The sequence below is a fragment of the Deinococcus sp. genome (genome assembly GCF_025362455.1).
GTDB lineage: Bacteria > Deinococcota > Deinococci > Deinococcales > Deinococcaceae > Deinococcus.
Genome location: NZ_JANYGJ010000054.1, coordinates 1 through 21,745 on the forward strand (window position 1 = coordinate 1; position 21,745 = coordinate 21,745).

Consider the following 21,745-nt stretch of genomic DNA (forward strand, 5'->3'; position numbering starts at 1 on the left):
CAGGTAGCTGCGCTCGCAGAAGCGGTCCGCCAGTTTCTGCCCCTGATATTCGAGGTAGGTGGTCACGGCGGCCTTGCCCGGCTGGCGCGGGCTGGGACCGGACTGGGTATGTTCCAGACTCTGTGGACTGCGGTAACTCAGCATGGCAATCTGGCGGGCGACCTTGAGGCCCTCGCCACCGGGGGCGCTGTGGATGGCGCTGCGGGCGGCGGTGTTGAGCCCGACCGCCCAGGCCGAATGCCGCGCCGGGGCGCCGATAATCACGGCTTTGCTCACCAGATCGGGAAAGGTGCTCAGCCAGGCATACGCCTGCATTCCGCCCATGCTGCCGCCCACCACACTGACGCGCTCGACGCCCAGGTGCCGCAGCAACTCGCGCTGGACCCGCACCATGTCCGTCAGGCTGAGGCTGTCGGTGTCCAGCTCGGCGGGGCCGCTGCTGCCCGCGCAGCCGCCCAGGACGTTGCTGCATACGATGTAATTCCGATTCGGATCGAGCGCCTGACCCTCACCGAACAGCCCCGGCCACCACTGATGTACCGCGCTGTCGCCGGTCAGCGCGTGGAGGACCAGCAGCGCCTGGGTATCCGGCGTGCCGTAGGTGTGGTAGGCCACTCGCACGTCGCTGACGACCTGGCCGCTGTCGAGCAGCAGCGGCGCGTCACGGAACAGGAGGGCCGTACATCGTTTGGGAATGTCGGCAGGCGGAGGCAGAATAATCGGCGCAGTCTCCACCGCCGTCACACCGACTCCAGCACCGGCACGAGGGCCTGGGCGAAGTCTTCTTTGATGTCCTCGATGTGCTCGATGCCCACCGACACCCGCACCATGCCAGGGGTCACGCCCGCCGCCGTCTGCGACTCGGCGCTGAGCTGCGAATGCGTGGTGCTGGCCGGATGAATGACCAGGGTGCGGGTGTCGCCCACGTTGGCGACGTGCTGCGCCAGCTTGACCCGCTCGATGAACGCTTCCCCGGCTGAGCGTCCACCCTTCAGCTCGAAGGTCAGCACGCCGCCCGCGCCGCGCGGCAGGTACTTCTGCGCCCGTGCGTAGTGTGGATGGCTCTCCAGGCCCGGATAGGTGACCCGGCTGACCTCCGGCTGTTCCAGCAGCCAGCGGGCCAGGCTCAGTGCGTTCCCGGCGTGCCGCTCGCCGCGCAACGACAGGGTTTCGAGACCCTGAATGAAGTTCCACGCCTGCTGAGGCGCCAGCGTCGCCCCCTGGTCGCGCAGCCCCTCAGTGCGGGCACGCAGGATGAAGGCCAGGTTCGGCAATCCCATCGCGTTGCCCTCGCCGAAGGTCTCCCAGAAGTTCAGGCCGTGGTAGCTGGGACTCGGCTCGGTCATCAGCGGGTAGCGCCCGTTGCCCCAGTTGAAGCCTCCCCCGTCCACAATCACGCCGCCGATGCCGTTGCCGTGCCCACCGATCCATTTCGAGGCGCTTTCGACCAGCAGGTCTGCGCCGTGCTTGAGCGGCTGGGCGAAGTACCCCCCGGCCCCGAAGGTGTTGTCCACGATCACGGCCACGCCCTGCGCGTGTGCGGCGGCAGCCACGCCCTCGAAATCGGGGATGTTGAGCGCCGGGTTGCCGATGGTTTCCAGGTAAATGGCGCGGGTATGATCGTCGATCAGCGCGGCGAATTCCTCTGGCCGTTCCTCGCTGGAGGTGAAGCGCACCTCGATGCCCAGCCGGGCCAGCGTCACCTTGAACTGGTTGACCGTGCCGCCGTAGAGGTTCGGCGTGCTGATTATGTTGTCTCCAGCCTGCGCCAGCGTGGTGATCGCCAGGAACTGGGCGGCGTGCCCGCTCGCCACCGCCAGCGCCGCCACGCCGCCCTCCAGGGCCGCCACGCGCTGCTCGAACACGTCGGTGGTCGGGTTCATGATCCGCGAGTAGATATTGCCGAAGGCCCGCAGCCCGAACAGGTCGGCGGCGTGCTGAGGCGACTCGAACACGTAGCTGTTGGTGGCGTAGATCGGCACGGCCTGGGCGCCCGTCGTCGGGTCGGGCTTCTGTCCGGCGTGAACTTGCAGGGTTTCAAAGTGCTGGCTTTTTTTGGATGAGTCGGTCATGGTGGGCCTCCGGGAGTGAGAAACGTCCGGGGCCAACAAAAAGCCCCTCGCCTGTTGAGGGAGGGTGCGCTGTGAACCGCAAAAACCCTGCCCTTATCGGTCCCACGCGCGGTTGATCGTCAACGCTTGCGGTGGGCTGGAGAAAGCACCGTGTCCGAGATGAGGGACCGGTTGCTGCGCCGTCACTGAGCCAGGTCTCTCAGGCGCTCTGGATAAGAGTGTTCACAGGCCAAACTAATAAAAAGCGGGCCGCTGAACTTGTTGAGTCTAGCGGGTGGGGGGAGGGTGGTCAAGGCGGAAGTGGGAGGTGGGAGGTGGGAAAAGATCAAGCCCACTTCCCATTCCCCACTTCCCACAACCCATTCAGTATGTGTGAAACCCGACCAGCCCCGTCGATTCGGACCAGTCGGCGTCCACGGCAGCGACGGCGGCGTGTTTGGGGCCGCGCCTGAGCCAGTGCAACAGCCGTTCCAGGTCTTCCTGGTGGCCTTCAGCGACGACTTCCACGCGGCCATCGACGGTATTCTCGGCGTAGCCCGCCAGGCTCAGGTCGCGGGCATGCCGCTGGATGTACAGGCGATACCCCACGCCCTGCACGGTGCCGGAAATAAGGGCGGTCAGACGCATGGGAAGGAGTGTAGCAGGGGGCGGGGGCGCAGAAGTGGGGCGAAGTTTGCGGTTGGAACGGCTGTTTCAGTTATAGCTTCAACCTGATAAACGCGGCCAATTCAGTTTGGTGTTCAGAGCCGATAAAGACGCTACGCCCACTTCTCAAAATCATAGAAACGCCCTGTCGGCTGCTAGCGATATAAGCGCGGCGTTGTCCGAATGCGATGCGAAAACCCCAGCCGCCGTACTCGGCGAGTGGGTTTACCGCCGTCTCTCTGAGTTCGGTGATGTCCTTCAGGGGGAAGATGGCTCTGAACCCGCCCAAACGAACGTTGATGGACTCAGCATTGACAACGGTCTTCAAAGTGCGGAAAGATGCCATATAAACGAGTCCCGCGCCATACACGAGTATCAGGATCGCCAGCGCCGGAATAGAGATAGGTCGGTTGCCGAGTGCCGTTCCATTCCACTGTATAGCAAGGGCCAGCACAAGGCCCGCCCAGACGATCCAGCCGACGATCAAACCTACAGAGAAGCCTCTGGGCAGGCGTTGAAGCTCGTGATACTCGGCAGTCGCGGACATCTTTCCTCCATTTTTACACCATCGGCAACGGATTGATCATCCCCGCCGCCGCAGGCTCCAGATTCGGCATCAGCGGGAGCGTTTGCCCGTCAGCGCCGACCAGTTCGCCGTAGAGCATGTGCGGCGTGGTGGCGGTCACGCGGGCCTGGTACAGCCCAGCTCCCGCAGCGCCGATGGCCCTGGGGACCACGATGGGGTGGTTGCCCCGCGTGTGGCCTTCCAGCGACCCGGCGGTGTGGGCGTCGCCGCGCAATAGCACCTCCTGCACTGTACCCTGAAAGCGGGCGTTGCGTCGAGCGCTCCAGTCTTTCTGCCGCACGATCAGGCGCTGGAGCCGCTCGGTTTTGACCTCGCGGGGCAGGTCTTGAAAGTGTTTATAACTGGGCGTGCCGGGGCGCGGAGAATAAATGAACATGTAGGCCGAGTCGTAGCCCACCTCGTCGTACAGGCTCAGCGTGTCCTGAAAGTCGGCTTCGGTTTCGCCGGGAAAGCCCACGATGATGTCGGTGGCGAGCACCGCGTCCGGCAGGTGCCGCTTGATCTGCCCGATGTGCGTCAGGTACTTCTCACGGGTGTACTCACGGGCCATGCGCCGCAGCACGGCGTCCGAGCCGCTCTGCACCGGCAGATGCACGAAGTCGCAGACGGCGGGCGTCTCGGCCATCGCCACAGCCACGTCCTCGGTGAAGTTCATCGGGTGGCTGGTGGTGAACTTGACGCGCCGGATGCCGCTGCTGCCCACCTGGCGCAGCAGATCGGCGAAGCTGGGATGACCGGCCAGTTTGGCTCCGGCATCGAAGCCATACGCATTGACGTTCTGGCCCAGCAGCGTGACTTCCTGCACGCCAGCGGCCAGCAGCGAGTCCAGCTCGCGCATGATCTGGTCCGGATGGCGGCTCACCTGCGGCCCCCGTGTGGTCGGCACGATGCAGTAGGTGCAGTGGTGATCGCAGCCGCGCATGATGGTCAGGTGCGCCTGGAGCTTACCCTGCGGCGCGGGCGGAATGTGGTCGTGCAGCTCGTCTTTAAATTGGAGGCCCCAGAAACGCTCGTTACTCTCCAGCGCCGCGCCGATGTCGAGCAGGCTGCCGGGGCCGAGCAGCACGTCCACCTCGAACTTGCGGGCGATCTGCTGGCCTTCCTCAAGTTGAGCCAGGCAGCCCATCATGCCCACGACCAGTTTGCGTCTGGATTTCTGAATCCGCAGTTCGCCGAGCAGGCTGCGCACCTTGTCCACCGGCTTGCCGCGCACGGCGCAGGTGTTGACCAGCACGAAATCGGCCTCGTCGACAGAGCCGACCATATCGGCCCCCAGTGAGACCAGTTGAGACTGCACCAGATGCGAGTCGTACTCGTTCATCTGGCAGCCGTGGGTAATGAGGTGTGCGCGCATTCGTCCTCCTGGGCGGTCTGGATGGATTCTAGGGCCACGGGTCGGTCATAGTAGCGTGTTCGGGGCGGGAACGCGGCGTCTCTGGCTGGATGTGCTTGGGGCGGGTACGCGGCGTTGCGTGGGCTTCAGCACGTTGCCAATGCGTCGGCTCCCCACCCCCCCGCCCCCGCCCCGATGGGGCGAGGGAGTTGGCGCTGCGCTCGGCATGGTACTTCCCATTCGTCCCACACGCACAATCTTTCGCCGCGTTCTCCACATCGTGGCCGGTTGCGTAGGGCGCCCGTGCTCAAGAATTGCCCATAACTGACTTCGCTGGAAGGGAGTGGTCTACTCCAGCGAAAAACGCTTGCTAGGTGGGTGTCTTTGACCCCTCGCCCTCTGGGAGAGGGGCGCTGCACAGCAGCGGGGTGAGTCGTAGACCTGCTTGCAGAGGGAAGTGAGCGCCAGCTCATGCCTTCTCCACTCCCCCTACACCATTCGGCGGATGACAACCTGACCCACACCGCCCACACTGAAGGCATGATCCTCAAGTGAGCCCGAACCTCAATGCTGCCGCAATGCCCTACGGCACGCGGGCACGGTTGCGCGGCGGGGGCCGGAGTAGAATGCACCTACCATTCAGCTCACCCCGACGCGCCTCAGCGGCTGGCCTCGCCCCCTCACCTGCACCCCCCTTCAAAGGAAGTGAGTCCACATAGAGAAAGTCCACGGTAATCTGTCCGGCCTCAAGACCGCCCAGCAAAAGAGCCTGAGCAACCTGTACCGCCGCCGCCTGGCGCCCGGTACGGTGACGAGTCCGGAACTGGCCCGCAACCTATCGGAACTCTCGTTTGAGATTCGGCGCGAAATCAGCGTGCTGATCGACCGGCGAGGCCGGGTCATGAGCGTCTCGGTGGCCGATGCCAAGGGCGCCGAGCTGCCGCCCATCCGCAAGGGCGAGACGCGCCTGGCCGGGTTTCACCTGCTGCACGCCCACCCCAAGGGCGGCGGCCTGAGCAAGAGCGATCTGTCGGCGCTGTTTCTCAGCCGCCTGGACGCGGTGGCGGCCATCGAGGTGCGCGAGGGCGGTTTGCCCGGCAACGTCCATCTGGCCCACCTGACCCCGCCCGGCACCGTCGGCGAGGAGGAGGACTGGCGCGTCTATCCGCCGCAGAACGTTTCCGAGATCGAAACCTTTGATCTGGGCGCCCAGGTCAGCGCGCTGGAAGAGGAGATCGCCCGCGCCCAGCGCACCCGCGAGGCCAAGAAGGACCGCGAACGCGCCATCCTGGTGCAGATCGACCAGGGCGAATTCGACGCCGAGGAGCGCCTGAGCGAGCTGGCCGAGCTGGCCCGCACCGCCGGGGCCGAGGTGGTTCACCGCGAGCTGGTCTTCCGGCGCCACCTCAAGTCCGGCACGCTGATCGGCGCGGGCAAACTCGAAGAACTGACCAGCCGCGCCTACCACGAGGACGCCGATCTGCTGATCTTCGGCCAGGAACTGGGTGCGGCGCAGGCCCGCGAGATCGAGGAGGCCACCGGCCTGAAGGTGCTCGACCGGACCCAACTGATTCTGGACATCTTCGCCCTGCACGCCCAGGGCGTCGAGTCGCGGCTGCAAGTCGAGCTGGCGCAACTGCGCTACATGAAACCGCGTCTGCTCGGCGCGGGCGCCCGGCTCTCCCGTATTGGCGCTTCGGGCGGCAGCGCGGCGGGCGGCGCCATCGGCACGCGCGGCCCCGGCGAGACCAAACTGGAGCTGGACCGGCGGCGCATCAACGACCGACTGTCGTTTCTGGAGCACCAGCTCAAGGAAGTGGCCGTGCGGCGCGAGGAGCGGCGCAAGACCCGTAGCCGGGGCGACGTGCCGGTCATCAGCATCGTCGGGTACACCAACGCGGGCAAGAGCACGTTGCTCAACGCCTTTACCCACGCCGCCGAGGAGCCCCGCCGCGTGCTGGCCGAGAACAAGCTGTTCGCCACGCTGCGCCCCACCAGCCGCCAGGGCTACCTCGAAGGCATCGGGCCGGTGGTCTTTACCGACACCGTAGGATTTATCCGAGACCTGCCCACCGACCTGAGCCGGGCCTTCCGGTCCACGCTGGAGGAAATCGGTGACGCCGACGTGCTGCTGCATGTCGTGGACGCCTCACAGCCGGGGGCCGACACCCGCTACGAGGCGGTGCGCCGCATTCTCGACGACCTGAAACTCAGCGAGATGCCCAGCGTCATTGCGCTCAACAAGGCCGACCAGACCGACCCCGAAAGCCTGGAGCGCGAGCGGCAGCGCATCGGCGGCGTGCCGGTCAGCTCGCTCAGCGGGGCGGGGCTGGCTCACCTGAAATCGGTGCTCTCGCAGACGCTCAGCGACCTCCAAGTGCGCCGCGAAGACGCCGAGGAAGCCGCCCGGCTGGAGCGCGAAAGTGTGAAGGCCGCGCTGGGCACCGCTCCGCCCAATATCCAGTGGGTCGGCACAGACTGAAATCGGGGGCGCAGTTCCCGTTGGAGACGATATGCTCGACAACATCCTGAATGCCGTGCGGCGCAGTGCCGGAACCGTCCAGAAGCGCGGCGAGGAGGTCGCCCTGGGCGCCCGGTTGCGCCTGGAAATCTACCAACTGTCGCGCGAACAGGGCGACCTCTACGCCCGACTGGGCCGCGCCTACCACGCCGGAAGCGACCAGTCCATCTTGGACGACCTCAGCGCCGAGGTGCAGCGGCTCGATGAGGAGATCGCCGCCCGTGAGGCGCTGGCGTCCGAGCTGAGTGAAAACAAGGTGCCGGAGCCCCTAGACCAAGCCCAGGCCGTTCAGCAGGCGGCGGCGCGAACCCGACCTACGGCTGAACCAAACCTGGGAGACCTACCCGACCTGGGTGCCAGCACTCGCCGCCCGGTGCCGGGGTCCGACGCGCCCAGAGCGGCCCGGCCAGGTCCAGATAAGAGCAGCCTGGTCAAACCTGTCCCAGCGCCCGGCAATGCCCCCACCTTCGTCAAACGTCCGGACGGCACACTGCCGAGCACGCCGGGTGGCTCCACCCTCTCACCCCCGGCCCCGGCTGCCTCGCGCATCTGGCGGGCCAAGGAGAACGAACGCATGGCCGACCCCGACCAGTCCAAGCCCGTCAGTCCCGCCGGGCCGCTGCACGACGCCACGCTGGAAGACACCGGCAAGAACATTCCCGACCCGCAGCGCACCGACGAGTTCGGCGGCCTGGGCAACGAAGCGCAGCGCGACGAACTCTACCGCCACCCCAACACCCTCAAGGAAGGCCAGGCTGCCACCGAGCACCCCGACCCACTGGAGAAGTGAGCTACCGACAGCGAAGGAGGCGCGGCCCGGAGTGGGGTTCGCGCCTCTTTAAGTATGTCCTTGCTAACATTTCGGGCTTCCGCTTCTTGGGCAAAACGGACACGCCTGGGCACGCCTGCCCGCAAACAGCGCTCTATCCCTTCATTCCCGCCAGGACATACTTTCTTCCTCACTCGCTTCTTGGGCAGAACGGACGCGCCTGGGCACACCTGCCCGCTCCGCTCGGTAAAGCTTTACAAGGAGATACTTAGATACAACTTCACCATGATTTTTGATTTTTGCACCCCGAATTTGTCATCCTGAACTTCGTTACGGATCTCGTAGTTAAACGGCAAGATCCTTCACTGCGTACAGGATGACGTCGCTTTGTTTATGATTGTTTATGACAATTCTTCCACCACACCTCGCAGCCGCGCCCGCACGAACCAGCGTTCATCGAGTTGCCCGGCCCGGCGCTGCACCCCGGCTTGTTCTGTCTGACCCAGGGCCAGCAGCGCCCAGATGCGCGCCGGACTGCGCTGGGGCGAGCGCTCAAGCGATTTCTGGGCGGTTTTGAGAGATTTGCTGCGCCCACCAGCACGCGCCTGGGCATGCGCCAGCACGGCCAACAGGTGCGCGTCGGCGGCTTCACCCACCATCTCGGCGACCTTGAGCCCTTCCGCGAGGGTTCGCAGGGCCGCCCTGGGTTCAGTCAGACGCAGCTCGCCCAGCAGCGTCACGGCGGCGATCAGCGCGGGGGCGTCGCCCTCCTGCCGGGCCAGGGCGCGGGCCTGCTCAGCCCAGCTCAGCGAGGGGTCACCGCCCAGGCTACAGGCACGGGCGATCAGCACGGCGCGGCGGGCGTCGTCGGGCAGCGTCTGGGTCAGGTCCAGCGCCTGCCCGGTGAAGCCCAGACGGAGCGCCGCCGCTGCCGCCAGCCCATTTTGGCCCGCTGCCAGCGCCCAGCGCAAAGCCAGATCGGGCACGCCGTGGCGCAGGGCCAGCGCCGCAGCTTCACTCAGCTCAGCAAACTCCGGCTCCAACACGCGCAACACCTCCAGCACCGCCGTATCGGGCAGATGGTGGAGGCGCATAATAGTCATGCCGGGCAGTCTAGCCCAGCGCTGAGCAGCGTCGAGAGGTGGTGCCCTAAGCGGCCAGGTCCAGTCCCAGAAAGCGCCACAGCGTGCGGCGCGGCACCCGAATACCCTCCGGACTCTCCACGGCGGGCATTCGCCCTTCCCTGATCCAGCGGCGCACGGTGCGCTCGTGGGTGCCGGTGAATTCGGCGACCTGGCTGACTTTAAGGAGTTTGGGCAGGTTCTGGAACTGTTCGCTTAGGGTCACATGATCCTCCTGGCGTCAGGAACGGTGAGCTTGAGGGGCCATCAACGAAAAAAGGCCGCCACATGGCAGCCCTGTACGGTTGAGTCAGACGGTTAAGTTGAATATCGCCTCGCTGGACGTTCATATTGCCGCCAGCGACGGACCCTGCACCACCAGTCCAGCCCGGCACTGCGAGGAGGTGTTGAAGACGGAGGAGTGCGTTCAACTTGCCACTGAGTATATCACCGTTGGTCAGCTTACCTTCAGCTCCGCATGGGACCTTCTTCAGAAAATTGGGGGAAGGCGACGGGGGCAGCGTAGCGGCGGGGGCAAGTGCGGTGTGGAGCACTTTGCACTACTATCCGGCTCATGTCTTTGCTCTCGCAACTGTCGGGCACGCTCATCAACACGGCCACGGTGGTGGTCGGCACCGGAATCGGCCTGCTGCTGGGCAGCCGCCTGCCGGAGCGCACCCAGCGCACGCTGCTGCAAACCCTGAGCCTGGTCACGCTCTACATCGGGCTGAATATGGCGGCCAGTCTGGGCAAGGTTCAGGCCGGGGCCGTGCCAGGCGTGATCCTGGCGCTGATCGCTTTGGCGCTGGGCGCAGTCATCGGAGAGGCGCTGGGCATCGAGGAGCGTCTGGGTCACCTGGGCGACTTTTTCAAGCGCCGACTGCGGGGCGAGGGCCGTTTTACGGAAGGCTTCGTCGCCGCCTCGCTGCTGTTTTGTGTGGGGCCGCTGACCATCGTGGGCGGCATCCAGAACGGCCTGACCGGTGACAGCAGTTCGTATGTGCTCAAAGCTGTGCTGGACGGGATCGCCTCTGTCGCGCTGGCAGGTGCCTACGGCGCCGGGGTGCTGCTGAGCGCCGCGAGCGTGCTGGTCGTTCAGGGCGGCATTGCGTTGGCATCCGGCGGGCTGGCCGGTTGGCTGCTGGGCGGCGCCGATCCGAGCAGTCTGAATACTAACCCGTACGTCCTGGCGCTGACGGGCGCGGGCGGACTGATGATCGTCGGCATCGCCTGGAACCTGATGCTGGGTGGCCTGGGCTTTGAGCCGGAGCGCCGCGTGAGGGTGGGAAGTATGCTCCCGGCGCTGGTGCTGGCGCCGCTGCTGCTGTGGGCGGCGAAGAGCTGGCTGTGAGGTTGGGCGCATGGCTTGTGGCTAAAAGATGGCGGCTGGATGGGCCTTTGGCGGTTGGGTCGCGTTGGTGGGGCTTCAGCACTGTGCAAATGCGAATGCACCCCCCATGAGGACGCCACTCCTCCCATACGGGTGCCGCTCTGAACAAGAAGACGCCCCCGCCCCGGTGGGGCGCAACTGGCCACAGGTTCGGGGGAGAGCAGGCGTGCTCAGCGCTCAAGCGTCGTCATCGGCGCTGCTCTGACCAAGACGGCGCGTCCGTTCTGCCGGGTAAGGCCCCTCACCTCTCTTGATTAGCCTACGTACCAATAGAACCTTGGAGGGCGTTGGTCGCTGCGCTGTGCATAGCACTTCCCATTCGTCCCACACGCTCAATTCTTCGCCGCGTTCTCCACATCGTGGCCGGTCACGTAGGGCGCCCGTGCGCCGCATCCGCCCATAACTGACCTCGCTGGAATATTCTGATCGACTCCAGTCAACAATGTCCACTGGGCGCCTGTTGTTAACCCCTCGCCCCTTGAGGGAGAGGGGCCTCGCGCAGCGAGGGGGTGAGGGGAGTGAGCGCAGCTCATGCCCTCCCCACAAGCCACAAGCCACGCGCCACCAGCCCCTCCACCCACTCCCCCAAAACCTTTACACTTCCTACATGACCGCCCGCGACGAGTATGAAGCCCTGAAACGCCTGGCCCTCAAGCTCAACATGCAGCGGGGTCAGCCCAGCGACGCGGATTTTAACCTGAGCGGCAAGCTGCTGACCATCGTGGACGAGCGCAACGTCATGGCGGGCGGCACCGACACCCGCAACTACCCCGGTGGCGTGCAGGGGCTGCCGGAAGCGCGGGCGGTGTTCGGCAAATACCTGGATGTGGCGCCCTCGCAGGTGATCGTCTGGAACAACGCCAGCCTGGAGTTGCAGGGCCACATACTGACCTTCGCGCTGCTGCACGGCCTGCGCGGCAGCCCGGCGCCGTGGGTGCGGCTGGGGAGCAAACCCAAGATGATCGTCACCGTGCCCGGCTATGACCGGCACTTTCTGCTGCTCGAAACGCTGGGCTACGAGCTGATCGGCGTGGACATGCAGCCCGACGGCCCCGACCTGGACGCCATCGAGAAGCTGGTGGCCGACGAGACGGTCAAGGGCCTGCTGTTCGTGCCGACCTACAGCAACCCCGGCGGCGAGAGCATCAGCTTGGACAAGGCGCGGCGGCTGGCCGCCATGCAGACTGCCGCGCCCGACTTCACCATCTTCGCCGACGACGCCTACCGGGTCCATCACCTGTTCGCCGAAGGCCACCGCGACACGCCGGTCAACCTAATCGCGCTGTGTGCGGAGGCGGGCCACCCCGACCGGGCCATCGTCTTCGCCTCGACCAGCAAAATCACCTTCGGCGGCGCCGGGCTGGGCTTTCTGGGCAGCAGCGAGGCCAACGTCAAGTACCTGTCCACCTTCCTGGGCGCCCAGAGCATCGGCCCCAACAAGATCGAGCAGTGGCGGCACGTGTTGTTCTTCCAGCAGTATGCGGGTGGACTCGAAGGACTGATGGCGGACCATGCCGAGCTGCTCTCACCCAAGTTCCAGGCCGTCTACGACGCGCTGACGCAGGCGCTGGGCACGTCCGGCGAGTACGCCACCTGGAAGACGCCCCGTGGCGGCTACTTCGTCAGCCTGGATACCGCGCTGCCCATCGCCGCGCGCGTGGTGCAGCTCGCCGAGGAAGCAGGCGTGAGCCTCACCCCAGCGGGCGCGACCTTCCCCGGCGGCGTTGACCCCACCAACCGCAACATCCGCCTGTCGCCCAGCCGCCCACCGGTAGGCGAGGTGCGGGCGGCGATGGACGCGGTGGCGACCTGCATCAAGCTGGCGACCGAGGAGTACCGGGGCGAGCACGACTGAAGCGGCCCTCAGGCCCGTCGGTGCCCTACAATGGCGTCCATGATCGAAGCGGCGGAACTGAGTCACCTTCTGAACCTGGCCCGGCTGGAGCTGCCCGAAGCCGAGCAGCAGGCCATGCGCGGCGAGCTGAACGCCATCCTGGGCTACTTCGAGCAGTTGCAGGCCGTGGACACCGAGGGCGTGGAGGAAATGCAGCGCCCGGTCAGCCTGGTCAACGTGATGCGCGACGACGTGCCCGGCGAAATGCTGCCCCATTCGGCCCTCGAAGCCCTGGCACCCGAAACCCAGGACGGCTTTGTGAAAGTGCCACGCACGGTAGACGCGGAATAACGAAAGGACTTATTGATGCTTGATCTGAAATTTATTCGGGATAACCCCGCCGCCGTGCGCCAGGCCATCGTGTCCAAGCGCGTCAACCTCGACTTGGACGAGCTGCTGAAATTGGACCGTGAACTCATGGAGCTTCGGCAGCGCAGCCAGGCCCTGCAAGCCGAGCGCAACGCCAACGCCCGCGCCGTGCCCAGAGCCAGCGCTGAGGAAAAGCCCGCGCTGATCGAGAAGGGCAAGGCGCTGGGCGAGGAACTCAAGGAGACCGAGCCTGCGCTGCGTGCCCATGACGACGCGCTGAGGCAATTGCTGCTGCGCGTGCCCAACATCCCGCTGCCGGGCGTGCCGGAGGGCGTGGACGACTCGGACAACGTGGAGCTGCGCCGCGAGGGCCGAGTGCCAAGCTTCGACTTCACGCCGCTCGACCACGCAGCCTTGCTGGAGAAGCACGGCTGGGCCGACCCGGAGCGCGTGGCCCGCGTGTCGGGCAGCCGCAGCTACCTGCTGAAAGGTGAGGCGGCGCTGCTGGAGCAGGCCATCCTGAGTTTCGCGCTGACCTTCTTATCCGAGCGCGGCTTCACGCCGCTGTCGACCACGGCGCTGGTGCGGCCCGAAACGCTGGTCGCCACCGGGCACTTCCCCGGCGGTGAAGATCAGGTCTACAAGCTGGAGGGTCTGGATTTGATGCTGGCGGGCACGGCGGAAGTGCCGGTCAACAGCCTGTATGCCGGTGAGATTCTGCCCGGCGAGGACTTGCCCATCGCCTACGCCGCCATCTCCGGCGCCTTTCGCAGCGAGGCGGGTTCGGCGGGCCGCGACGTGCGCGGACTGATGCGGGTACACGAGTTTCGCAAAGTCGAGCAGTACGTCATCTGCCGCGACCAGACCGAAGCGCTGGAGTGGTTTGACACCCTGCTGGGCAACGCCGAGGCCATTCTGAATGCCCTGGAACTGCCGTACCGGGTCGTCCAGAACTGTACGGGCGACATGGGCGCGGGCAAGGCCTTGATGTACGACATCGAGACCTGGGTGCCCACCGAGCAGCTCTACCGCGAAACCCATTCGTGCAGCTACCTTGGCGACTGGCAGGCCCGCCGCACCGGCCTGCGCTACAAGGATGCGGGCGGCAAGGTGCAGTTCGCCCACACCCTGAACAACACCGGCATCGCCGTCCCGCGAGTCTTGGTGCCCTTTCTGGAGAACCACCAGCAGCCAGACGGACGAATCCACATTCCGGCAGCGCTGCAAGGGTATCTGGGCGGGAAGGGGTTTATTGGGTAGTGGGATGTGGGGAGTGGGAACGGAGGGAGGGCATGAGCTGCGCTCACTCACCCCTCACCCCGCTGCTTCGCAGCGCCCCTCTCCCGCAGGGGGCGACTGGTACAGCTCCGCAGGAGAGGGGCCGGAAAGCCGCGCCCAGTCAGCTTTTTCCACTGAAGTAGACCACTACCTTCCAGCGCAGCCAATTATGGGCGAATGCGGAGCACGGGCGCCCTACGTGACCGGCCACGATGTGGAGAACGCGGGTAGACAAAGTGCGGCTGGAACGGCTGGGATGTACCATCCATAGCGGAGCGACTAACCCCCTCGCCCCACCGGGGCGGGGGCTGGGGGGTGGGGGTGCATTCGCGAAAGCCCCAAAGCTGAAGCCCAACAATACAACCCAACCGCAACCCCCTACCGCTGCGGCTCGATCACCGCCTTCCCCACCACCCGCCGCCCGGCCAGATCATTCAGCGCCTGCACCGTCTGCGAAAGAGAATACCGCGCCGAGATGTGCGGCCTGATCTTCCCCTCCTGTGCCCAGGCCAGAAGGCGGCGCAGATTCGCCAGATTCTTCGCCGGATCACGCCGCGCGAACTCGCCCCAGAACACGCCGACCAGCGAGGCGCCCTTGAGCAGTGGCAGGTTCAGCGGCAGCGCCGGAAGCTCACCCCCCGCCGCGAAACCGACGACCAGATAGCGCCCGCCCCAGCCGATGCTGCGGAACGCCGACTCGGCCAACGCGCCTCCCACCGGATCGTAGATGACATCCGGCCCCTTGCCAGCCGTCAGTTCCTTGAGGGTCGCCCGCAGCTCCTGGGTGGCGTAGTTGATGGTCTCGTCAGCGCCGCTGACCCGGCACAGCGCCAGCTTTTCCTCACTGGAGGCCGCCGCGATGACCCGCGCCCCCAGCGCCTTGCCGATCTGCACCGCCGCCAGCCCGACCCCGCCCGCCGCGCCGAGGACCAGCAGTGTTTCACCGGCTTGCAGCCCGGCCCGGTCCAGCAGCGCGTGGGCGGAGGTGCCGTAAGCCAGCGGCAGGGACGCGCCCTCGGCAAAGTCCAGATTATCCGGCAGCTCAAAGGTGGCGCTGGCAGGTGCCCGTACCATCTGCGCGAAGCCGCCCAGCGTGACGAAGGCGGCGACCCGCATCCCCACTTGCAGGTGCCCAGCCCCGGAATGCGCGGCGCCCTCCCCCACCGCCGTGACGACTCCGGCCACCTCGGCGCCGGGCGTGAACGGCAGCTCAGGGCGCATCTGGTACGCGCCCGCGACGATCAGCACGTCGGGAAAGTTGAGCGGCGCAGCGTGGACCTCGATCACGACTTCGCCGGGGCCGGGCACGGGATCAGGCAAAGTCACGAGTTCGAGGGCTTCGGGTAGGCCGAGTCTGACACATCGAATGGCTTGCATGGCACTCCTTCGCAGGCTGAGCGGGGCGTGCAGACAGCTCTGAGTCTTTCCCCGCTTCCCACCTCCACTGCCTTGTGGGCCTAAGTATGTCCCTGCTAACGTTTCGGGCTTGCGCTTCTTGGGCAGAACGGACTGTCGTCGTGAACGGACTGTCCTCGTGAACGGACGCCCATGAGGACGCCACTCCTCCCCATGAGGGTGCCACTCCTCCGCCTGGGCACGCCTGGCCGCTGGGGGGTGGGGGAGCCGACGCATTTGCAACGTGCCAAATCTCAAAAAAGCAACGTCACCGTCCAGCCGAGCTTGCCAACTCAACGCCGCCTTCCAGCTCAAAGATTCGCGCCCCACTCTTTGAGCCTCGCCCGTAGCGCCTCGCCACTCACGCTCCGCACGTCGCCGCCATACTCGCGCACGGCCCACGCCGCCGCCACGCCCGCCGCCTCGCCCATGCTGTGACAGTTCTGCTGCACCCGGATCGAACTCTGGGCCTCGAAGGTGCTGCTGGCCGAGCGGCCCGGCACGATCAGGTTGCTGACGCCACGGGGCAGCATCGCCCGGTAAGGAATCTCGTGGAAGGCGTCGGGGGCGAAATACGGCGCCGCGCCCTCACGCTCGTGCAGCAGCGTGGCGCCGCCCTTGACGCTGTGGATGTCCACCGGGTAGTGGTTGCGGCACACCGCGTCGGGGAACATCCGGCAATCTAGAATGTCCGGCAAGGTCAGGGTGTAGTCGCCCACGATGCGCCGGGTCTCGCGCACGCCGACCATCGGGGCGACGCTGCCGAGGTAGCTGTCCTCGCAGCCGGGCAGGTACGTCTTGCAAAATTTCAGCAACCGCTCGATGCCCTGCCGCCCGTCGAGTTGCGCTCCGGACAGGTGCCAGGGATCGGCGCCGTCGTTGAACTCGGCCCGGATGCGCGGACAGTTGAAGCTCAGCTCGCCCGGCCTGCCCGGCACGCTGAAGGCCTGGAAGTAGTCGCCGTCGCGCTCCAGCAGCACGCCGCCTTGGATGGCCCGGCGAAACAGCGGCTCCAGCGTGCTTTTTTTGTTCCAGACCATCCAGAAGTGCATGAACTGGGGCGATTCCTGCCATTGCCCGTGCTCGGTCAGGAAAGTGCAGAGCCGCGCCAGGTCCACGCCCGCCAGCGAAAACCGGAGGCTCATGGCCTGGTGCAGCCCGTCCTCGTCTCCGGCCTGGAAGGGCACGCCCGCCGCAGCGGCCACGTCGGCGTCCCCGGTGGCGTCGATAAACACGTCCGCGCCGATGGCCTGCAAACCGCCCTTGTTATGCACTACCAGCGACTCGATGCGCTTGCCATCCATGATCGGCGCCACCACGTTCGTGTGGTACAGCACCTCGCCGCCGACCTCTTGCAGCAACTCTTCGAGCACAAATTTCAATCCTTCGGGGTTGAACCAGTTGTCGTTGCCCGCCTTGTCCCGGCTGCCGTCGCCGCGTGCCAGCAATCTGGCCTTGAGGGTGTCGGTCAGGCCCCGGTTGAGGTTGACGCCGCCGGAGACGTTCTTCATCAACGGCGTGACCCAGGCGTTGGTGCCGGTGCCGCCCAGGCTGCCCTGAGCTTCGAGCACTAGCACGCGGGCACCTTCACGGGCGGCGGCGACTGCGGCGATGGCCCCGGCAGTGCCGCCTCCGGCCACGAGCACGTCCCAGCGCTGGGGGAGCAGGCAGTAAGGCAAAGTGAGTTCAGATGGCATTGGAGCGCATTCTAGCCTTGATGGACGTTACTTAACGCTCACCGTGCCGTATGATTTGCCGTTGACGAAGACCTCGAAGGGACTGGTGCGGGCCGGGCTGCCGGGGTCGGTGTAGGTCTGGTCCTCCAAAATGGCAATGGCGGGGCAGGGTAATTGCACCTGGCCCGCTGGCCGGTTGTCTTCCAGCACGGCCAGCAGCTTCAGCCTGCCCGGCGTGCGCTCCTGCACCTCGAAGCCTCTGAAGCGCTCGCAGGCTCCCCGAACGAGCCGAATGGGAATGGGCAGCACCGCACTTGCACTGGTCTTGTCCGGCAGCGTCACTGTTTCGATGGTGGCATCACGGGTGATCGGTGCGGCGGGTGGGTCAATTTTCACCGTGCCATACGACTTGCCGTTGACGAAGACCTCGAAGGGGTTGGTGCGGGTGGGGGAGCCGGGGTCGGTGTAGGTCTGCTTCGAGTGGAAGTAGATGGGCGGGCAGATCGGGCCACCATTCCCGATCGTTATGGTGGTCTGCGCCAGCAGAAACAGGGCGTCAGCGGTGCGCCGCTGCACCTTGAACTGCTGAGGCGGCAGTTCAGAGCAGTTGGACCCCAGGGTGATGTTCAGGGTCAGCGGTTCGGTGGCACCCACGCTGGCGGGCAGACTGACGGCAGCAACGTCCAGATCGGCGAGTCTGGTTTCATCCTGTCCGCTCTGGCAGGCGCTGAGGCAAAGAGCCGTGAGCAGCAGCAGCGGGAAGCGTGTCATGGTTGATGGTAGCTCAAGCTGGGTTGTGGGTCAGGTAATGACCGAATGCCGCTTGCGTCAGCCAGTCGAAGCGCTCTGGCTCGGTGTCGAACGCGGCTTTGAGCGTTCTCACCCCCCACCACTTATGCCCGCTCGCCTCGTCGCCGTTTCGGGTCAGCTCACCGCTCGCCTGGCAGCGAAAAAAGAAGCCCACGCTGTCTACTGGGCCGCGCAGGGTCTGGTAGACGAAGAAGGGCGTCAGCGTCTCGACAGTGGCGGCCTCAGAGGTCCATTCACGCCGGTTGGTCTCGTCCAGCACGCGGGTCAGGGTCAATCCGGTTTCCTCGCGGACCTCGCGGGCCAGCCCCGTCAGAATGCCCTCGAAGGGGTCGAGTTGCCCACCGGGAAATTCCAGGCGGCGCGGCTGGCCGGGCTTGTCTCGTACCTGAAGCAGTACCTCGGTTCCAGCACTCGTTTCGCGTTCGATGATGGCGCGGGCGTTGACGTAGAACGTCTGCCTCGCCACCTACCCCTTCACCGCCCCTTCAATTCCCTTCATAAAGTAGCGTTGCAGCGAGGCGAAGACGGCCAGGATCGGCAGCACGACCAGCACCGCGCCCGCCATTGTCGCCCGGCTGTTGGTGCTGAAGGTGCCCGACAGCTCTAGCAATCCCGCCGAGAGCGGCAGCATCTGCGGGTCGAGCGGCAAAATCCGTGCCCACAGAAAGCTATTCCACAGCGCCACGAATTCCAGAATGGCGAAGGCGGCGATGGTCGGCATGGAGAGCGGCAACATGATCTTGCGCCAGATGGTCAGCTCTTTGGCGCCGTCGATGCGGGCGGCCTCGATCAGCTCGACGGGCACGCCCAGGTACGCCTGGCGAATCAGAAACAGCCCGATGATGCTCGCCAGGCTGGGCAGCACGATGGCGGCGTACTGCGTGATGGTGTCCAGCACCGGCCCGCGCTGCTCCAGCAGGCCGAGCTTGATGGTGGTGATGTAGTTGACGATCAGCCCCGCCTCGTTGGGCAGCACCATCAGCGCCAGGATCGCGTAAAAGATCAGGTCGCGACCCGGAAAGCGCATCTTAGCCAGTGGGTAGGCCGCCAGCGCTGCCAGCGTGACGCAGCCGACCACGCCCACGGTGCAGATGACCAGGCTGTTGATGAGCATGCGCCACATCGGCACGGTGGTCCCGGTCAGCACGGCAGCGTAGTTTTTCAGGCTGATACCGCTGGGCGCGATCTTGGGCTTGTAGATGTCCCCGGTGGGCTCCAGGCTGGTGATGAAGGTCCAGTAGAACGGGTAGAGCATGATGAGCGCGATGAGGCCCAGCACGACGTAGGCGGCGGTGTTGTGCAGCCGCTGGCGGCGACGGCGCGAGACCCTCAGCCGGGCGGCGACCTGGGCCGTGTCGGAGATGTTCAGGCTGGTCATCTGCCCTCCGTCCAGTTCTGGACCGTCGAGAACGGCACTCGCCAGTCCTGCACTTCCCGGCGACCAGATGGTGTGCCCACTCGCGTCCGCTCGGAAACAGTCCGAATAGGCGCGGACTGTTTCGGCACTTTCCTCACGCGTCCACCCGTCCGCCCCGCGTGATGCGGAAGTTGATCAGCCCGAACATTAAGCTAATGACGGCGATGACGATGCCCGCCGCCGCCGCGTAGCCGTAGCGGAAGTCCACGAAAGCCTTGGAGTAGGTGAAAAACAGCGCCGTGTAGGTGCTGCCCACCGGCCCGCCCTGGGTCATCACGTAGATTTCCTCGAAGACCTTGATGGCGCTGATGGTGCTCAGCAGGCTGCATACCAGGATGGTGGGCCGCAGCCCCGGCAGGGTGATGTTGGTAAAGACCTGCCAGCGGGTGGCGCCGTCGATGGTGGCGGCTTCCTCCAGCTCGCGCCCGATGCTCTGGAGGCCCGCCAGGTACAGCACCATGTAGTAGCCGATGCCCTTCCACAGCGTCACGAACATCACCGCGTAGAGCGCCGTGGCCGGATTGTTGAGCAGGCTGTGGTCGCCCTTCATCAGCCCCAGGCGCATCAGCACGAAGTTGACGGGGCCTTCTTGCTGGTACATCCAGTTCCACATCAGCCCGACCACCGCGAAACTGGTGACCACCGGCACGTAGTAGGCCGTGCGAAAGAACCCGATGCCGCGCAGGGGCCGGTTGACCAGCATGGCCACGGCGATACTCAGCAGTTGGATGACCGGCACCACCAGGATGTACTTGAGGCTGCTTTTAACGCCGCTCCAGAACTGCTCGTCGCGCAGCAGCTCGCGGAAATTGTCCAGCCCCACGAACTGCGGCGGCGAGATGATGTTGTATTTGGTGAACCCCAGATACGTGCCGAAAAACACCGGCCAGGCGTGGTACAGGACGAGCAGCACCACGAACGGCAGCAAGAAGGCGTAGGCGCTCAGCGAGGTGCGGAGTGTCACACGGCGGCTGGTGCCTCCGGCGCGTTCGGGTTTCAGGGTAGGGCGGGTCAGGCTCAAGGGGTGTCCTTACTTGGGTGAGTGGAATGTCGCGCCGGACAACTTGGATTGCAGTTAGAGACCACTGTAGCGCGTCCGATACCTGCTTTTGCGCTGTTCCCACTCCCTACTCCTTACTTCCCACTCCCGATCAATGTCAGCCCGATCAGCGTCGGATTGGCGTTCTTGCCCTCGCTCACCAATGTCACCGACTTGATGGCCTGCTCCGGTTTGGGGTTTACCCAGTCGAGTACGCCCAGGTTGACGTCCAGCCCGTCGGACGTTTTGCCGCGCCAGCCGGGCGACTGGACCATGCTGCTGGGCGTGAGTTCGGTCCAGGCGCGGATGTGGCGGCCATAATCGAGCGGCTGGACGATTTTGCTGCCGTCGGCGTACACGATCTCGTAGCGCCCCACCGGGTCGCGGTTGATGGTGCTCGGCCAGCCGGTGGTGTGCAGGAAGGCCAGCCGCGTCGCCTTCTGGTTCAGCTCGATCACGGCCTGAGTCGGCAAGTCGCTCACCGCCCCGCGAGCCCCCTTGAGCATCACCGCGCCGGACACCTGGAAGCGGTACGCCCCGAATCTGACCTGGCCGGTGGGCAGCGTGGAGAGATCGATGGTCGGCCCCTTGTGAATCCAGCCTTTCTCGTCGGGGTCGGCCAGCGTGCGGGTGACCAGTTTGGAGAGGTCCACCAGTTGCCCGGCCTGCTGCGCGTAGGGCGTCGGCGCGTAGAGGTCGCGGTAGGTCGCCTCGGCCAGCGTGGGGTCCGTTTCAGCCAGCGGCCCCGCCGCCGGATTCCAGAAACTGTTGCCGCCGCGCACGTAGTTCACCCCCTGATCGGCCTGACCGTCCCAGATGCTGGGGTTACCGAAATAGCCGGTCCAGCGCGTCTGGATCATGCCCGCCGCGCCCCGTTGCTGGGCCGAGCGGGCATACGTCTCGGTGTTCAGAAAGTCGCCCCAGCTCGCGCCCAGTGCGGTGAATCCGGCGTTCTGGATGGTGCTGAGAATCGGATAATCCGGCGCCGGGCTGTAATTCCACGAGGCGACGATCAGGTCTTTGGGGAGCTTGGCGGGCAACGTTGCGATCACCGCGTCCGCAAAGGTGGCGTCGTGCCAGATCATGCTGCCGACGCCGAGTGTTTTCAGTTCGTCGTGCAGCCGCGTCACGTCGTCCACGAACAGCTTCTCGAAGCCCGCCGCGACGCCGTTCGGGCGGGCCGGAAAGCGGTCGCGGTTGCGCACCTCGTCGTGGCCCAGGTGGATCAGGCGCGGCTTGAACACGGCCACCGCTTCCTTCAGCACCGGCACCACCACCCGGCTGTAGGTTTCGGGGTTGAGCGTGTCGTAGGCGTAGGGGTTTTGCGACTGCGGGTCTTGCGCCAGGTCAAGGTTTTTGCCGCCCTGGAACATCCAGGCGACGTGGGACAAGGTTTCGATGAGCGGAATCGGCTCCAAACCGTAGCTGCGGGCCAGCGCCGCTATGCGCCCCGCCTCCGCCTTGGTGGCGCCGCCGGGTGCCGCCCAGCC

General features: G+C 65.6%; 20 protein-coding genes and 1 riboswitch. Of the genes, 6 read left to right on the forward strand and 14 right to left on the reverse strand.

Features of this window, described 5'->3' with window-relative positions; all coding sequences use genetic code 11:
• From Q0R23_RS03890 to miaB, 5 genes are all read right to left on the reverse strand, one after another.
• On the reverse strand, positions 1-744 hold a 744-nt coding region (locus Q0R23_RS03890), incomplete at its 3' end, for an alpha/beta fold hydrolase (RefSeq protein WP_293910565.1).
• On the reverse strand, positions 741-2,072 hold the full coding sequence (locus Q0R23_RS03895) for an aminotransferase class V-fold PLP-dependent enzyme (RefSeq protein WP_293910567.1): 1,332 nt from the start codon (positions 2,070-2,072) through the stop codon (positions 741-743). The genes Q0R23_RS03890 and Q0R23_RS03895, both read right to left, overlap by 4 nt.
• A gap of 90 nt (positions 2,073-2,162) precedes the next feature.
• Positions 2,163-2,291, reverse strand: a riboswitch (SAM riboswitch).
• 144 nt (positions 2,292-2,435) lie between these two features.
• Positions 2,436-2,699, reverse strand: a complete 264-nt coding sequence (locus Q0R23_RS03900) for an acylphosphatase (RefSeq protein ID WP_293910569.1) — start codon at positions 2,697-2,699, stop codon at positions 2,436-2,438.
• Between the two features lie 70 nt (positions 2,700-2,769).
• Entirely contained in the window at positions 2,770-3,264 is a 495-nt protein-coding gene (locus tag Q0R23_RS03905) for a hypothetical protein (RefSeq protein WP_293910571.1), read from the reverse strand.
• Positions 3,265-3,277: 13 nt separating this feature from the next.
• A complete protein-coding gene (gene miaB, locus Q0R23_RS03910; RefSeq protein ID WP_293910573.1) occupies positions 3,278-4,657 on the reverse strand; it encodes a tRNA (N6-isopentenyl adenosine(37)-C2)-methylthiotransferase MiaB in 1,380 nt (459 codons plus the stop codon).
• 880 nt (positions 4,658-5,537) lie between these two features.
• Here miaB and hflX point away from each other — a divergent pair.
• Both hflX and Q0R23_RS03920 read left to right on the forward strand, forming a co-directional pair.
• A complete protein-coding gene (gene hflX / locus Q0R23_RS03915; RefSeq protein ID WP_293910602.1) occupies positions 5,538-7,118 on the forward strand; it encodes a GTPase HflX in 1,581 nt (526 codons plus the stop codon).
• 31 nt (positions 7,119-7,149) lie between these two features.
• Positions 7,150-7,947: a hypothetical protein gene (locus Q0R23_RS03920; RefSeq protein ID WP_293910575.1), complete on the forward strand. Its 798-nt coding sequence runs from the start codon at positions 7,150-7,152 to the stop codon at positions 7,945-7,947.
• Positions 7,948-8,327: 380 nt separating this feature from the next.
• Here the strand turns inward: Q0R23_RS03920 and Q0R23_RS03925 are convergent, their stop codons facing one another.
• Both Q0R23_RS03925 and Q0R23_RS03930 read right to left on the reverse strand, forming a co-directional pair.
• Positions 8,328-9,029 (reverse strand): hypothetical protein, encoded by a 702-nt coding sequence (locus Q0R23_RS03925; protein WP_293910577.1) that lies wholly within the window; start codon positions 9,027-9,029, stop codon positions 8,328-8,330.
• Positions 9,030-9,075: 46 nt separating this feature from the next.
• Positions 9,076-9,273: a helix-turn-helix domain-containing protein gene (locus tag Q0R23_RS03930; protein ID WP_293910579.1), complete on the reverse strand. Its 198-nt coding sequence runs from the start codon at positions 9,271-9,273 to the stop codon at positions 9,076-9,078.
• Positions 9,274-9,621: 348 nt separating this feature from the next.
• On the opposite strand from Q0R23_RS03930, the gene Q0R23_RS03935 reads away from it, so the two are divergent.
• From Q0R23_RS03935 to serS, 4 genes are all read left to right on the forward strand, one after another.
• Positions 9,622-10,398 carry a DUF554 domain-containing protein gene (locus Q0R23_RS03935; protein ID WP_293910581.1) on the forward strand — a complete coding sequence of 259 codons (777 nt, stop codon included), beginning with the start codon at positions 9,622-9,624 and terminating at the stop codon, positions 10,396-10,398.
• A 646-nt stretch (positions 10,399-11,044) separates the two neighbouring features.
• Complete coding sequence (locus tag Q0R23_RS03940; RefSeq protein ID WP_293910583.1) at positions 11,045-12,292, forward strand: aminotransferase class I/II-fold pyridoxal phosphate-dependent enzyme; 1,248 nt, start codon at positions 11,045-11,047, stop codon at positions 12,290-12,292.
• Positions 12,293-12,331: 39 nt separating this feature from the next.
• The gene (gatC, locus tag Q0R23_RS03945) at positions 12,332-12,622 is read left to right on the forward strand and encodes an Asp-tRNA(Asn)/Glu-tRNA(Gln) amidotransferase subunit GatC (protein ID WP_293910585.1); all 291 of its coding nucleotides are present in this window, start codon (positions 12,332-12,334) and stop codon (positions 12,620-12,622) included.
• 15 nt (positions 12,623-12,637) lie between these two features.
• Positions 12,638-13,900: a serine--tRNA ligase gene (gene serS / locus Q0R23_RS03950; protein ID WP_293910587.1), complete on the forward strand. Its 1,263-nt coding sequence runs from the start codon at positions 12,638-12,640 to the stop codon at positions 13,898-13,900.
• 396 nt (positions 13,901-14,296) lie between these two features.
• Here the strand turns inward: serS and Q0R23_RS03955 are convergent, their stop codons facing one another.
• The 7 genes from Q0R23_RS03955 to Q0R23_RS03985 all read right to left on the reverse strand — a co-directional run.
• The gene (locus tag Q0R23_RS03955; protein WP_293910589.1) at positions 14,297-15,295 is read right to left on the reverse strand and encodes an NADPH:quinone oxidoreductase family protein; all 999 of its coding nucleotides are present in this window, start codon (positions 15,293-15,295) and stop codon (positions 14,297-14,299) included.
• A 329-nt stretch (positions 15,296-15,624) separates the two neighbouring features.
• Positions 15,625-17,010: an FAD-dependent oxidoreductase gene (locus Q0R23_RS03960; protein ID WP_293910591.1), complete on the reverse strand. Its 1,386-nt coding sequence runs from the start codon at positions 17,008-17,010 to the stop codon at positions 15,625-15,627.
• A gap of 27 nt (positions 17,011-17,037) precedes the next feature.
• The gene (locus Q0R23_RS03965) at positions 17,038-17,760 is read right to left on the reverse strand and encodes a hypothetical protein (protein ID WP_293910593.1); all 723 of its coding nucleotides are present in this window, start codon (positions 17,758-17,760) and stop codon (positions 17,038-17,040) included.
• A 13-nt stretch (positions 17,761-17,773) separates the two neighbouring features.
• The gene (locus Q0R23_RS03970) at positions 17,774-18,265 is read right to left on the reverse strand and encodes an NUDIX hydrolase (RefSeq protein WP_293910595.1); all 492 of its coding nucleotides are present in this window, start codon (positions 18,263-18,265) and stop codon (positions 17,774-17,776) included.
• Positions 18,266-19,177 carry a carbohydrate ABC transporter permease gene (locus Q0R23_RS03975; RefSeq protein WP_293910597.1) on the reverse strand — a complete coding sequence of 304 codons (912 nt, stop codon included), beginning with the start codon at positions 19,175-19,177 and terminating at the stop codon, positions 18,266-18,268.
• 133 nt (positions 19,178-19,310) lie between these two features.
• Positions 19,311-20,237 (reverse strand): sugar ABC transporter permease, encoded by a 927-nt coding sequence (locus Q0R23_RS03980; RefSeq protein WP_293910598.1) that lies wholly within the window; start codon positions 20,235-20,237, stop codon positions 19,311-19,313.
• A 113-nt stretch (positions 20,238-20,350) separates the two neighbouring features.
• The coding region (locus Q0R23_RS03985; protein WP_293910600.1) for a family 20 glycosylhydrolase at positions 20,351-21,745 on the reverse strand (1,395 nt) is incomplete at its 5' end.